Origin of the sequence: Flavilitoribacter nigricans DSM 23189 = NBRC 102662, from assembly GCF_002646595.1 — a bacterium.
Classification (GTDB): Bacteria; Bacteroidota; Bacteroidia; order Chitinophagales; family Saprospiraceae; genus Flavilitoribacter; species Flavilitoribacter nigricans.
Genome location: NZ_PDUD01000062.1, coordinates 20,120 through 35,779 on the forward strand (window position 1 = coordinate 20,120; position 15,660 = coordinate 35,779).

The 15,660-nt window shown below is 38.3% G+C and carries 7 protein-coding genes; 3 read left to right on the top strand and 4 right to left on the bottom strand.

Going from position 1 to position 15,660, the window contains the following annotated elements; all coding sequences use genetic code 11:
• Positions 1-256 precede the first annotated feature (256 nt).
• Genes CRP01_RS38695 through CRP01_RS38705 form a run of 3 tightly spaced genes read left to right on the top strand, consistent with a single transcriptional unit; the run spans position 257 to position 1,878 of the window.
• On the top strand, positions 257-934 hold the full coding sequence (locus CRP01_RS38695; protein ID WP_099155474.1) for a hypothetical protein: 678 nt from the start codon (positions 257-259) through the stop codon (positions 932-934).
• 39 nt (positions 935-973) lie between these two features.
• Positions 974-1,510 (top strand): hypothetical protein, encoded by a 537-nt coding sequence (locus tag CRP01_RS38700; RefSeq protein WP_099155475.1) that lies wholly within the window; start codon positions 974-976, stop codon positions 1,508-1,510.
• A 38-nt stretch (positions 1,511-1,548) separates the two neighbouring features.
• Entirely contained in the window at positions 1,549-1,878 is a 330-nt protein-coding gene (locus CRP01_RS38705; RefSeq protein ID WP_099155476.1) for a hypothetical protein, read from the top strand.
• Positions 1,879-1,913: 35 nt separating this feature from the next.
• Here the strand turns inward: CRP01_RS38705 and CRP01_RS38710 are convergent, their stop codons facing one another.
• The 4 genes from CRP01_RS38710 to CRP01_RS38725 form a co-directional block, all read right to left on the bottom strand.
• Positions 1,914-3,587: a phage tail tape measure protein gene (locus tag CRP01_RS38710; protein WP_099155477.1), complete on the bottom strand. Its 1,674-nt coding sequence runs from the start codon at positions 3,585-3,587 to the stop codon at positions 1,914-1,916.
• Positions 3,588-3,615: 28 nt separating this feature from the next.
• A complete protein-coding gene (locus CRP01_RS38715) occupies positions 3,616-5,289 on the bottom strand; it encodes a DUF4407 domain-containing protein (protein ID WP_099155478.1) in 1,674 nt (557 codons plus the stop codon).
• A 181-nt stretch (positions 5,290-5,470) separates the two neighbouring features.
• On the bottom strand, positions 5,471-8,785 hold the full coding sequence (locus CRP01_RS38720) for a Tc toxin subunit A-related protein (protein ID WP_099155479.1): 3,315 nt from the start codon (positions 8,783-8,785) through the stop codon (positions 5,471-5,473).
• 65 nt (positions 8,786-8,850) lie between these two features.
• Positions 8,851-15,654, bottom strand: a complete 6,804-nt coding sequence (locus CRP01_RS38725) for a neuraminidase-like domain-containing protein (RefSeq protein WP_099155480.1) — start codon at positions 15,652-15,654, stop codon at positions 8,851-8,853.
• Positions 15,655-15,660: the final 6 nt, after the last annotated feature.

Consider the following 15,660-nt stretch of genomic DNA (forward strand, 5'->3'; position numbering starts at 1 on the left):
ATTCTTTAATCTACCGGCAAACCAATGTATTGCCCGTATGTTTGGCAACCTTATAAAGCCTGCCAATTTTCTTTTCTGCTAATAAAGTGACCTCAAGCTATTTGCCTCCTTACCATCTTAAAATCCCCCATTGCATCAAGGACAAAAACCACACCATAAAACACATCTAAATAACCACCATATTAGTTGGATTACCACGGAAGGGTCCGTAGCTTAGATCTGCTACTGATCTCACAATCAAAAAATTACAACTGCTATGCGTTTCAAAACCAAGGACGTCTATAAGGGAATTTACAGCTCGCATCAACGACTGAAAGATGCGGCTACAAGGATGGGTTTAACCCTGATTAACGATGAAGCATTGAGCCTAGAAACCTATGTTAAACTCCTACAAGGCAGAATGAGAACGGCTCAGCCGGATGTTAAACAGGAAGTAGAAAAACGATTGGCAGCGTTAAACGCAAGCCATTTTAAAGTAAAGCCCCATTCAACCTTAAACGGGCATGTTAAACTACATGATCGCCAACCGGAAATTCATCTCATTTGGTACAAGCGCATTACTATAAGGGCTGCCGATTTTTTGGAAACAGTGGCTGACTTTGCCACTTCCAAGGCCATTGTCTTTTTAACCCTGGTGGCAGCCTTGTCCATTCAGGTGCATCATTTGGCACACTTGGTTAACAAAGTAGGTTTAACAGATAATCTGTTTTTAGGCTACATTTTTGGCAGCGTTTCGGAATTAACGGCATTGATGTTAACCGTGCACAAAGCTCGTAAATACATGCTCATCGCATTTGCGCTGGTGCAAGCCTGGATTAACATCCTGTATTACTGCGAGCTTCCCTTGCTCATTACCAAACTGACTCTATCTCTGCTAATAGCCTTTGTGATCTTTTCCTATTCGGAGATCTACACCGATTCGCATAAGGTTTAGCAAGCCTAAAAGCATTTCTAACATCCTAAAACCGTAACGATGGACACTACAAAATCCAATCGATTTCCCCTGGGCCTTATTTTAGTAGGCCTGCTGATCACCGGAATTTTCATCTACATGTCTATTCCCAAGAAATGGGAAGATGCTACTAAAGTCGGAGATGATGGTGCTGTCACCCTTTCCGATGATTGGGCAGGTACCGTTGAGCGAAAACAAGACCAATACGCCAATCAGGAACTTTACGCGCTAACAGCCGTCATTGATAGCTATTTCCTCTGTCAGCATTGCCCTACCGGGAAGTTTTTCTTGAAAACCGGAGAAATTTACCGCTACGGTACCACCGGCATTACTCAAAACAAGCGTGGTTTTAATGAAAAATGGCTGAACCGGCACAAACTCAATTACGTGTATTTGCAAATGGGAGACCTTGCAACTATAAAAACCAGAGAGGCAGCTCTTATAGGAGCGTATGCCGTCTTGCCGGAAAATTTGGCGCGGCCAATTTCTTCTTCACCGGAGGCTAGAGCCTACTGGTACCGGCTGGTGCTACCTCCCGGAAATAACAGCCTTGAATAACATTTATTTTCTAACTATTTTACAAAAAATCCATTCCTATGGTACACACCAATGCCAACCTCGATCTTAAGACTAATGAAGTCATTAGAACTGATCGCCTCTATGAAGCTTTATATGATCTCTGTGAAGAAGAAACGGTGCGCATTACCTTTGTGGCGCGTGATACGGAATTCCTTAACGAAGCCTGGCGGGAAGATGGTGAGTCGTTTTTGCGGGTAGTGCTGCCCTATAAGGAGGTGCTTTCTACTGATAATGTTGATTTACTGATTGCGGAACGACTCTATGAGGAGTTGGATAAACTGGAGTGGTTGGAAGTGGCAATGATGAGGCAGCGGTTGAAATCTAAAATGAAGAAAATGATGCGTTGAAGTGTCTGCACAAGTACTCAGATCTTAGCTTTACTTCACTTTCTTTTCTTTTTTCCCTTTTTCAAACTTTCTAATTTCCTAACACGTCTTTCGGCAGCCTCCAGATCTTGCTTATAATCATCAACAAGTTTTTGAAACGATTTCATCTGATTATTTGCCTCGGTCGCAATTTCGCTAATAGTCTGTCGATAAAAAAATGTTGTTTTTATAGACCAGTATATGATAGAATCAACAAAATCTGCATTCAATTCCTTCAACTGTTGGCTTATTCTCACTAGGCTTCTATCATAATTTCCGTTAACTACCACTGGAAGTTCAAACATTCTTTGGAGGCCTTCACGATTACTACTTATTTTTTCGATTTTTTCTAAGTTTTTACTCACCATTCCAATAGCGAAGTCGATTCTAGTCTTATTAACTGGTACCCAATAAAAAATATTTTTTTTAGCATTAAGTAATGTCTTGAGAGATAATTCCATATCTTTTTTGTAGGATGATCTCAATGCACCTACATAACTATCAATTTGTGCAGGATCCTCAATTGGAATACTCCCTATTTCGTCATAGAACATCTTTTTCTTAAGCTGGGCCATTCCTCTAATGGAAAAAATAGTATTGTTTACTGCTATTTTACAATTGCTTTCTATCTCATTAAACAATTCTTTATAGTCCTTTTTAGCTTTTCTAATATGCCTATTTTCAAAACGTTTAAAGGCAAATTTCCCTAATGCCGAAAAAGCTGCTGACAGTACTGCCCCTCCAATTGGGCCTGCCAATGCGGTCCCTATAACCGCGCCTGTTGTTGCCGCAACCACCTTTATTCCTGTCTTTGCCGCAATCCGCTGAGCTGACTTTGCAATACTCGAATTTCCATCCATTAATAATTCAGCTTCCTGGATCGTAGCCACTATTATGGTAAATACAGGAATGTAAGGAAGTGAATCAACATCAAAAACATCCGAAACCAATTCTTTGATTTCCTCTTTCGCAGACTCCATATGTTCTTTAAAGACAATAGCTACTTTCTCACGCAGTTCTTCTGAATCAACGATCCCATTTAGTGTGTTTAATATTATATCGGATTGGCTTAGATCTTCTAAAAATGTATCAAGAGGTTCAATTTTAAGTGCAAAAATGAAGACTTTAAGTTTTTCCTCCGGAATCTTGGAATAATAATCAAGAACTTCTCTTAAAAACAATTCTGCTGTTTCATTTAGACCTTCCTCTGTAAGTTCATCCAACTTATCAATAAATTCATTCGTAATAGCTTCGTAAGATTGATCTAAGGCTTCTGACCCTTCCTTTTTAATAATTAGGCTACACCCTCGAATTAGTTTGAAAAGTTTTGGAGGGGGAATTACCTGAAACAATCCATTATTTGAAATGCTTGAGATAAAAGATTTATCGTTGAATGTGTCTGTTAGAATCCTGTAATTTTCAAGCCATTCTGTGGCAGTTTCATCTGGTACAGGTGGTTCCGGGAAACTTAAATCGTTAGCGTTTTTTTCAATTTCTTGAGCTAACTCCACATTCTCGTCATAGGCTTCAATTTGTGAAATTATTTCTTTAATGGCAGGATGCTCTATATCGTAAAACTCGGGAGTTAAATATTGGATTCGATCTTGGTATTTTTTGAATAACGACCAAGTTTTCCAACTCCCCCAAAGGGCTGCTATGACAACTATCGATAACGTAACATAAAGGAACATAAAATCAGGAATTACTGAATAGGTTCGCTTATTTTTTTAGGATGAGTTTCATTAAATATTTGATCAATTTGTACCTAGTAGTTTCATCCGAAGATTTTTCAATCAATGAAGACATTTTTTGAATTTTAGTATCAAGCCTCCTCTGAGCTGGGGTCGGATTCTTTAAATTAAAAGATACCCTGGAAGATTCAAAAATGTTCTGAATACTTTGGTAAGTAACATTTTCCAGTATTCTCTCAAGTTGCTCATTATCAGCAAGTGGATTTTGGGTTTTAATTTCCTTTTTCAAAACTTCAAACTTTTGAAGCTCCTTCATTGCCAAGTCCTTAGTTTTTGTTATTTCATCTTCTATGTTTCCTTTCATTTTTTTGCGCAAACCGAGCAGTTGCTTAATCTTTGTTTCATCAATTGTTTTATCTACTAAGAGATCGTATTCTCCCTCATCGGACATCAATTTTACTAATATCGGAGCTGTTTCAATAACAATGAAGATCAGGGATATCAAAATTCCAGTCCACCAGAGGGTGTTGCTAGGTCTTTCAATTTCCCCTTCATCATTTTCGATAGGTTTTTTCCACTGTGTAAGTGAGCTCAATGCATCAATTTGTGTTAGAAGTGTTGGCTTATAAGAGTCACCAATAATAGCAGTATCTCTAAGAAATTCTTGTTCCAAGTCCTGCTTTCCTTTAGCAATCACCTTAATTAGTGAATCTTTCTGGTTTTTTGCTGTTTCTAACCTTTGCCGGATATCAATGTAATACGGCTCCTCTTTTGCTGATATTTTTTCTCTGATATCACTACATTCTTCCTCCTGAGTTTCAATCTCACCTAACAATCTTTCTATTACCCCATTATTAATTCTTCTTCTTGAATATAGTTCATTGCGAGTATTTATTAGCCTTTTGCTCTGGGTCGAAGCATTTCGTATGCTTTCTGCTGATGCAAGAGTATCACTTACAATCAGTTCCAAATTTTGGATCGTGGAATTTATTTGTGAAATTTCTCTGGTGATTTTCACATTATTCTGTTCAAGCTCTGATATTTTTCCACCATTTGTATTTTTTATTCCTTGAAGTTTAACCTGGCATAAAGAATCTTCAGGAATCAGAGCTTTTAATTGAAATACTGCTGGAGGACTTTTATATAGTGAATCAAGTACTTCAATGGTTGTGTCCAATTCTAAAAGGTCATTTTCTAATTGAGGGATTCCGAAACGTTCCTTCAATTTAGCTTGCCTTTCCTCATACTCAGCGCCCTTCATCAATAAAATTTCAGAAATGATCCTATCTTCAAACAGCCTTACCTCTATTGGTTTTGCAATCACAAATGAAATGAGTATTGCTAGCAAAAGTCGAGGCAAGGCCATAGCGATTTGTCCCCAAAGGCCTTGGGTCTTTTGCATACTCATTACTAAAAAACGATCAATATTGAATATCAGAAGTCCCCAAACCAATCCAAGAGCGATGCCAACAAAAATTGATTCCGAGCTTCCTGCTTGCTCAAAGAAAACTCGATGAAATGCATATCCTCCAGATATCCATGCGACCAGACCAGTCATAAATACGGTAGCCCCGATTCCAGCGTGTTTATTTTGCTCTTTTTTTGAACACTTGCTTAAAACATCTACATCTGAACCCGCACAAAGGGAAAAGAAATGAGTAAGAAATGGTAACGATGATTTTCCTGAACTTGGGGTTGTCATAGTAATCCTAAATTAAAATGCAGGTAATCCCGATCAACAATCAGTTGATTGATATTTTAATACCAATAATAGCTAAAAATAGGCTGATCAAAATTTAGAAAGGGCAGCAATAGAATTCCACCTAAATCTAATGAGCTTTCAACATTTTTCCTAATATCTAAAAAAAAAGTCGCTAATTTTTTTATCCGTTTTTCTCCTGCACTCCATACCCCAACAGTATATAATGCTGTGTACCATTCTCTAGATCCAATTTGCCGGTTAATAAAGATTTTTCAAATTTCATTTCCGCACTACCGCCATTATTGAAACTAGCATAATTAAAAGTTACCGGATCTGGATATTTATTTGAGGAAAGTTCACCGGTTTCATCAATGCTAATGAGCCTTATAGTGACCGTATTATTTTCTTCATTCTGAAACGTAAACTGGCTTCCTTGCACTAGGTAAGGAAAATGTTCTTTCCTAATAGTCAGTTTAAGATCTTCCGTTGGGTCGGCATTGACAAACCGATGCCATTCATTAGGGAAATCATGTTTTAAGTTAAAGAGCCGAACCAAACCATCTTCTTCGATTTGTTCAAATTTATACTCAATTGCATCAATGGCCCCTGTCTTGAGCCCTCCAGCCTGGCGAGCTGTATACTTCATGTGCAAAATCACATCGTTGATGGTGTTATAATCGAATTGGCGGAGGGTACTGGGTAATTCCAAACGCCAAGTACTTATAGTCCCACTACCTTCAAATGGAAGAAAACGTTCATCTCTAAAGTTCAACTCGAACAATCCGCTATCGTTTTGAGCAGTACTGGTTACTATGGATTGGATGGCACCATAATAATCTCTAAAGCGGATATCCTCTTCGGTTTCGTTTCGAGCGTAATTTCCGTTCTCCAAAAGCGAAGAGGTTCGAATAGAGCTCTTTTGTAGAGATAAAGTACAATTTACACTTGTATATGGACCCACAATGCAAGGTATGGAAAGACTTACCGACTTTATCCTTCGCATGTAGTGACCCGGGCAATCAAGATCGAATAACCATTCTGGAATATTGATAGTGCAGGTTCCGGTAGCTTTTAGGGTTAAGAGGGCTAATGGATCTAACCGTTGGAGGGAAATATGCTTGGTGATTTCAAATTCTCGTTTATTGTGTTCCAGATAGGCCAACTCCATCCGCTTAATATCCATAAAAAGAGCTTCTCCAGAGAGTAAGCCTTTGCGACCAGCATCCCAATAATTGAATTTAATGAAATCTTGTTCGTTCAGCTCTTTGCGCATCAATTCGTGCTTCATCGTTATTTCCGCTTTCTTAGCAGTATCGAACGCAAGCTTATAGCAATCAAAGTAGGTTTTAGAAATTTCCCCTTGCATCCAAAGGTAAAGTTCTTCATTACTATATTTCTGTTCTTTCAAAAACTCATCTATCCTTTGAGACTGCTCAATCTGTACTTTGTGGTTTTCGTAGTCTTTCTTTAAAGATTGCTCCCGGATTAATGCAGTGATAACCTGTTTGCCTATTTGACGTAATTCTCTGTTAGCCTGATTAGATAGAAAAACCCTTTCATCGTCTCTATTCTTGTGAGCTCCTAGTTTTGCGGCCCTAGTCCCTTGATAACTTATAATCTCAGAACCTAACCTTATAAGTTGACTCGCAAAAGAAGCAGACGCAGACAGCTGTCTTCCACCAAAGCCAAAGCCTGCACCAACACCTAATGGTTCTACATCTGCCTTAAATTGAGGAATTAGGCTCAACATTGTAGCAATTGCTCCGACACCTCCAGAATACAAGCTCAGAGAATGTGCTAATGGCATAAAGACATTAAGTTCAAGGTCTTCTGCCTTATTCAATTGCAAATGATCACTACTACCTATTCCCATAACCTTACCAGTAAAGCCAGTCAAATTGGAAACAGCATTTGTAGCCTCTCCAGTTAAACCAATCTTTTCTTCTTTGTAATTTTCTAAATCGATTTCTTGATCATAGGACTCAACTATACTCGCATAGACTTCTTCAAAATTTTCTTCTGTTAATTCTTTTCGTTCTAGAGTCAACTCCTCTAAATCGGAAAAATCTGTTTCTTTCTTCCCCAATAAAAGCTGATAATGGCGGTAGCTTTGATAAGCGGCCTCTCGTGAATTAACTAGTGCTGCGGTAGCGGCCTCGGCTTCCTTCCACTGTAGGTATTTTATGTCTTGTGATAATCCCAGCATTTTTATTTCATGTTCTTGCCGGATAAGTGCCAATTTCTCATTATCGCCTTTTTCAATAGCGGACAGCAACGCATTTCCCATAGATTTAAGCTCTGCGGTTAATTCCAAAGCCTTTTGTACAATAACTTGAAATCGAACGTTTGAAACGGGTTGATTAAGCCCTGCCGCTATAGAGCCAATATCAATTCCTCCCGCAGCAGCTTTTACCAACATGCCCGGATCAATGGGAGGTTGAAAGAGGGGTAACTGTCGGACATTGCCTTCAATATCCATGCAGTTCCTTATCTTAAAAAGTCTATCTTCTACGGTATCCCAATAGGATAGCAGTTGTTTATTTTCTGGAATACAGAAGTATAATTGCCTTCCAATTCCCAATAAAGAGGTTAGAGAGGAATCTTGTTTTCCGTCATTTGCATTTAAGTGATTGCTATTGAGTGGAAATTCATTTTCCATTTCAATCATAGCGTTTCCAAATGCATCCAGTTGTTGCTTTAATTGATTGTAATTTCGGATAGGACGCTTGTTGAGGCTGGGTACTTTTTGTGGACGAGGACCAAGAACGTTTTTGGCTATTACGTATTGTTGGGTAGCTTGGTTAATGGTTTCAATTGTGAATTGACGAAATAAGCTGTCTCCCCAGCCAATTAGCATATCCAGGTATTTCATCACCACATTATACTGATACGCTAGAGGTCGAAACTTTGCAACTTCATGGGGGCTGAAAGGCTTTTTGCGCCAAGCAGCAATACTGTTTTTAAGATCTATTTTGGAGGAATCACTAAGGTTAGAATCACTCAAGTCCTCTAATAAACTGGTAATACTGCTGGCACTAGTACCCTCACGAAAAGGCAAATATTTCCAATAACGATGCGTTGGATGATCCTTATGCTCTTTTTCATTAGTTAATGGATTAAAGATAAAATGAAACCAGCGTTGTGCATCCTGGAAGCGTTGATTTTTAGTTAATTGTACAGCTATGGCCAGAGGAATGTGATAAAACAACTCCGTATTATATATGGAATAAGGGCCTTGTACATCAAAATCTATTTTTTTATCAAAGTACTTTACAGTAATTGCTTCATCATTATATGGATTAACTTCATAGTACTCCTCAAAAAAAATTTCGTGCTTTTTTTGGGTTTCAATGTCCAGTAAATCTTCTAATTCGCCTTTATTCAGTTTTTGTATCAAATATCCAACATAAGGGTGAAAATGGTTTTGAAACTCATAAGTAAAAAAACTTTCGTAAGAAACTGGGCTGTCTGATTTATTAATTGGCGGAACGGGCATCGTAAATGATTTTGTTGAATACAGTTGAAGCAAAAAATCAAGGAATCTTTAATGAATCCTTGCGGCTAATCTTGCAAAGACGAATTATTAAAAGGGAATTGTCCAGTCGAAAATTCTCCGTTAATTTGAGATGAGACTTCAATCCCAAAATAATTTTTATTACGTATCCATCTTTGCTCCATTTTAGTTTTGACAAAAAAAACATGCTGATGATCAATGATAAAAAACGGGGAATTGTATATGTCCAGTGCAGACCGAAAATCAACAACCTTTTTAGAATAGAAATGATCAATTGGCCTTTTAGTTATTTCCGTAGCAATTGAACTCAATCCATTATCGTCATTGATTAAAATTTTATCATCCTTATAAATACGATAAGTTACATTAATTGGATCATCATTATAATATTCATGACGCTTAACACTTCGACTTCTAAAATCATTAGATTTTAATTCGGCATATAGATTGTGGCTTTTCTTTTCCGGAAAACTATACTTATTATAAAAATGATACGAGATTGAATTTAAAAATCGTGAAGTAAAGAAAATTGTCCACTCTGCTTTGAATTGGATAATAAGCTCATCTTGTTCATTAATAAAAAATGAATGAGAAATCATTTCGTAGGAAAACTCGCCAATAATCTCAAAACGCCAAGGGTCGTTAAAATCTGAAGTGCGCTTCACCTGCCACTTATCATTATAATATTCACTCCAGTTTAAATTAACCTCCATTATTCTCTTTCCAGGTCCATTAAGTGTTGACAAGTTATCAGCGTTAATTGTCTCGGGTATTTGCTCATTATCACTACCCTTCTGAATAATTGTAATCCAAAAAAGGAATAATCGCTCTTTCCAGTATACCTGAAACACAATACCATCTTCAATATCTATTCCAATTTTTTTCCAGGCTGACGAACTACCATCATTAACTTGGTGATAAAACACCGGATTCATACCTGGCGATTTACCAATAATATGTATGCGTTGTTCATCTTCTCTACACATACCACATATCTCTAACCAAGCAACCTTGTCTAGCTTTTCAAGGTAATTGAGTAAAGCTTTGGTAGCAGAGTCATCATTAATATCCGATTGTAATAACTCTCCCTCAAACTCTTTGAAAAAAGGTGACTTGGTGCTTCGCAAGGCTGGGTCTAGCCAATTTTCGGGATAGAGAAATATTTTTCTTGCAGCTTCCCACACCCGATAGTGCTTCATCCAGTCCCACTGTTTAGCATTTAGTATTTCGGGAGGTATTAATGTTTCTAAATTCATTAAACAACGGCTAATAAATAGCTGTACCGATGAAATGGCTTGCTTAAGGCGTGATGTTTTCATGCAAGGTTCCATCTGCACGTCTATAAGGAAGTATTCAAAAAGCTTGTCGGGCGTGTCTATATGATTAGTTGATACATTTTTGCCTAGTTCCTTAAGGACATAACTAACCAAAGCATCTCTTTGCCTACCGCTCATTTTGTCGTTAATGGGTTGTATTACGTCTAACCATGAATCTGCATCGTATTTCGATCTTACAAACTGTTGCAAGGCTGTTGCAATTTCATTGTCTGGCTGGACGGTTGCCCAACTCAATAATTCTTTTACGGATGCTCCCAGACCTTGTATGATGGATAAAGCCTCGGCTACACGATTGATCCCCGGCAAATTATTGGTTAGATTACTAACATTATTGATTTCCGTAAAGTGAGTAAGCAGATCATTAAATAACTCACTATCCCATTGCAAAAGCTGAAACAAACGAGCTTCGCCCTCTTCATTTAAAGCGGAAGCATTTTTAAGGATAGCTGTTAAATCATAGTCTTTGACTTGTAGCCTTTCTCTTGCAGTTGTATGAGTCAATAGCTCTATGAACCGATCATATAATGGTCGATCTTGGTTATTTGATGCTACTTGGCTAGTGGGTATTCTATTTAAAAAAGGAATGACATTTTTTGCATCCTCCAATCCACTATAGTAAGCTATTGTTTCTGGTGATAATGCAAAACCTTCAATGAGCCGAACGGCCTTTAGCAGCCTCAAATAACTGTGGTAAAAGTAATTGACTAGGGCAAAAGGGTAAAGCAATTTTTCCGGTATGCTTTCTACCAGGGTACCTGGCCCTTGCCATTTAAGAATGGCATTTTCTTTAATGTTTATAATTTCTAACTCCATCAGGTAAAGATGCCCTGCTTGTAGCTGAATGGAGTCTTTTTTATTTGTCCAAGTATAGTTGTTTTGATCGCTATCATTTGCTATTTCTGTACCATCAATAAAAAACCTCACTGCTATTCCTGTTACTTGTTCGGTTTCAACATAAAAATGGTATTTGCCATCTGCGGGAGCTTCCAAATAGAATTTCCAAATAGCTTTTTCAGGCACAAGGCCATTGGCATTTAGTGGTAGTGAACTTTTGTTTAATTGAATGTTGGGGATAACATCCATAGTTACCTCTGGATCATCTACATCCTTGTAGAAATAGTGAGCCGATGCGCCAGACTTGACCAGATTTAAATAATCCGTAAGACTTGGTGAAGCCGATTTGCCTTCGGCATGTAAAATGAAGTGTTTATTCGTTGGGAGGGTTTTATTTAGCAACTGGGCTGTTTGTTCAGTAGTAAGATCCAATTGGCTACTTATAAATTGCTCGGTAGTAACCGTTTTTAGCTTAACAAGCAGTGGATTTAAGTGCTCTTTAATCAATGCTAAAAGGGTACTGTTAATTTTTTCTGGCTCCGGGGTGCTGGCATGAAAAGCATCGTATATGTTTTTAAGCTCCGGATAAAAAGTGAAGATTTCATTGAGCTTATTTTGTTCTAATTGTCCGGCAAAAGCTTCATAAATAGCGTTTGTAAGCTCGGGTCCGTAGATTGATGTTAGAAAGGCTTCTGCCTCTTCTTCTAGCAATTCGCCTCCATGATTATATTTTTGATCGATGGCTTTTAGTTGATCCCCTAAAAGTTTGGCAATTGATAGAACCTCTGGAAGTAAGGGGCTACTGGTTCCACTGATATCCTTATGCAGGATTATATATTGTATATCTTGTAACTCAAATTCTGATTTTTGTATTTGCTTACATAATTCTATAAACTTAAGCAGATCGGGCTCTACATACTTGCCCCCCTTTTGATAAATACCGCTGAAAGGATTTAAGCCAGAAAGTGCTATAAGATCTAACAGGTCTGCCACCCTTATCTTTAAAGCATCTGCTAAAATAGTATGCCGATATAAAATACTTAGGTTTTCTACAGTTAAAGGAATATCATCGTAGTTTAAAATGGTGGGAGTCGCTTGACTTGTAGGATAAAATTCAACTTTTTTGGCTAAAAGCTGAAGAGTTTTGGCCGTCTGCTTCATTCCGCCTTGTAGGATTTCCTCATGGTTCTTTATCTTTTCTGTAGGATTTGATAATAGATTTCCCTGGCTATTCGGTCCGAAAGTAGATGCGCCTTGTGAAGTAGCAATTTGTAAAAATGTCTGTTGGTAGAGATCAGGATTTTGACTAGTTGGTGGGACAACAGGGCCATGTAAATTAATATCTCCAAAAAAAATAAGTGTCTTTTGAAAGCTTCTCCTTCTATTTAGACTAAGCTTTTCTTCTACGCGCTCGAATAAGGCAAGCTTTACTATTAAGTCTTTAAATCCTTCATCTAACAAGCCAATGTCGCCTGATTTATGATCGTATTGTTTATGATTGTATAAGGCAGCGATTGCTCTATCAGTTTCTTCGAAGGTCCATCCTAATTTATTTTTTAGTCGGATAAAGCGGATCAGTTTCCAAAACGCATAATCGGTAAGATCGGGACTTTGCGAGTCTGCATATTTGAGGTCGAAGTCTTCATAGCGGCAATAATCAAAATTATCCGGATCTCTTGGGGCGAGGAAAATGGTTGACTTTATATCACTGTAGGTATCATTTTCCTGTAACCATTTCCAAAGACCTTCTTCATGAAAATGTGATGGATTATAATAGGCTGGTGGAAAAAGAGATTGTGTTACATCTGCATTAAGGGTGCCAGTGTATATTTTATGTAGCACTTCTAATAAAGTATGGTTTCTATAAATTTGCCGAAGGGCAAAATTCTCTTCCATAACCTTATTAAATACGGCTTGCAGTACTTCTAATTTGGGTATGAGACGGCTGCCTGGATTAACAAATTCAGTTCTTAAAACGGCAACTAAATCCTCATAGGAAATATCCACTGCTCTACTAAAAGTCTTTGCATTGGCAAGGGTATCAATCAATACACTGTTGGCTGGTAAGCCATACAAATACCGCAAAGAATCATCTCCTTCAAATTTATGGTTAGTGAAAATGTGGTACTCTTTTGGAGAAATATTTAGTTGCTCTGAAAAAATATGTCGCCAACCATAGCCCGAGGAAGGTTCCATTTGTTCATCCTTTCGCAACGCTTCCATTACTTTATATAAGGGCGCATTTAACTGCATAAAATATGCTCGTAGTAAATCTAAATGGCCATGAAAGGGAGAGGTAAGGGGATATACCTGATTTTTTAGAATGTCATAAGCGGTTTCCTTAACATATTGCGGGTTGGCTAAAAGCTCATCAGGACTAATTCCTGGCTGAAAGTAATTCCCCGTAAACCCGGCAATAGAATTGTAAACTACGTAATGCTCCAATATTTCGTTAACCAAATCAATGTAGGGTAATACTGTGTTGGTATTTTCGCAACTCAGTTCTACAAATTCTAAATCTGGGCGTCTGCGCAATAGTAAGGTTTGGGCGTTAACTTTTTCGGTTCCAGTTTCTTCTCCCTGTTCGTTGTATGTTGGAATATTAAACTTGTCTCCACCAAGAAATTCTAACAACTCTACAAAATAGGCCGCTGGACTTAAAACTGATTCACAATGACCACAGCCACAATAGTCGAAAGATCCAAAGAGGTTTTCAATGGTAGGATATTTTTTTACGCTGGCTGCCGGACTATTAAACACCATAGGTGCTACCGCAGCCGGTAGGGGATTGTTTTTTTGTGTGAGGTAGGAAAGGGTGACATTTGTAATTAGACTAGCATCTGCAACTGCCTTGTCATAAACTCGCTGAGCGACTTTTTCATCATCACCAAAATCGGATTTATATCGCTCTATAAATTGCTTCTGGTCATATTTAACAATCTTAAAGGCGGAGTCTAGATTTTTTTCTAACAACACGTTAATATCTTCGTCTCTTGGGGAGAGTTGATAAACCCGATGCATCCGTTTTAAGCTGGTCTTTGCTTCAGCGCTCAAAGGCATTCCTCTATCTTCCAACTCCTGAATATGCTTATTGATGGAATACTCACCTAATTCAAAACCCAATTCATCACGGTTTAAGGCATCATAAACTTCGGCTCGGATGTTCTCATTATTGGTTAAAGTTACCTCTTGGGCTTTTACCTGTTCGGCCACCACTTTGGTAGGGTAAGCCCTACGCAATTCTCCGGTAAGCCAGGCCAAATATTGTTCTTTGCGGATTTCAATATTTTCACCAGTGATGGCATCGGGTATATCTTTTTCCGTAATAATGGCCTCCCACTGCTCCTTTCGGTAGTAACCGTTTTTAACCAACTCTACAGGATCTTCACTTATAGCTCTTTCGTTTTTAAGCCGTTGAATAAGTGGCGCATTATTAAACGTGAGGAAGCCTAACTGTCCATCAAGTCGAAGTTTTTTTGTTTTCACTGTTCCCAACTGTTCTTCTACTTGTTGCCATATTGCTTTTTTGTCTTTGTCTCCGTGGTAGTAAATAGCTATAAAATCTTCCTTTTCTCGTTCATCAGTTATGGTCATGGATAGCATGGCATCCATTGTAGACATACCCCGTGGAGGTTTGGAGTTAAGAATATGCCGGATGCTTTCTGCCTGAAAAGCTTCTTTAAGCTCTGCTATAGTTTTGCCGTTTTGGGGAATAATATTTTCCTTCACTGCTTTTTCATATAAATCCGTAGCAGCGTTGGCGTTCATCCGGTACAAGGCATCTTTATTGGAATTCGCTCCTGCCCGAAATAAAGCATAATAAAACTCTTTTGGGATATTTTGCCTGGCTTCTTCCGTGTATTGATGAGCCAAAACACTCATGCTTACCAAACGGGCATTGTACTTAGTCTTTTCTGCCAGAAAGCTAATTGCCTTAACCTCTTCATTTTCTTGCACTGCCTTAATATCCATACCATCCAGGTTTTCTTGGATGAGTGCATTGAGTTTTACAAATTCCGGTATTCCTCCATATACAGTTTTGGGAATACTTATTTGTATTTCTTGTTCAGCTTCTATGGCATACTGGGTACTGATAAATAGTTCTTTTCCAGCAGCATTGGATACTTTAATGGTAATATCCGGACGATCTTTTTTGCATTTGTCTTTTACTTCTTGGTAGGGTATTTGTATTTCATAGCTCCCATCTGGACAAGTAACTATTGGATTGCCAATGGCTAAAGCAGCCTTTGGCTTGCCTGGAATACTTTGGTTAAATAATTCTACAATTAAACCCGATATGGCCTCGCCTTTTTCGGTTTGCACTTGCCCTTTGATAGTATACTTTGTTATGACAGGCTCTACTTTGGGTGGATAATCTATGTCGTTGATATTGATGGTTTGTTTCCTGGAAGCATTGTTTTTTCGTTTAGTTTCTTTTAGCAGCTTCCCGTCTGGAGAAAAAACTTTGATGATAATATCGGCTCCTCCCGACTCTTTGGGAGTGCGGAATTGCGCATCGGTATAGGTGATAGTATATTTCCCGTTTTCATCGGAGATGGTGGTGCCCAATAGGTCCGGAGGAGAGCTGGGATCTTGGTCGTAGGCTTGGAGGAGGATGCCTGGTATAGGAGATCCTTTTTCATCAGCAATCGATCCTGTGATAGCATAGTTAGGTTTCAAAACTTC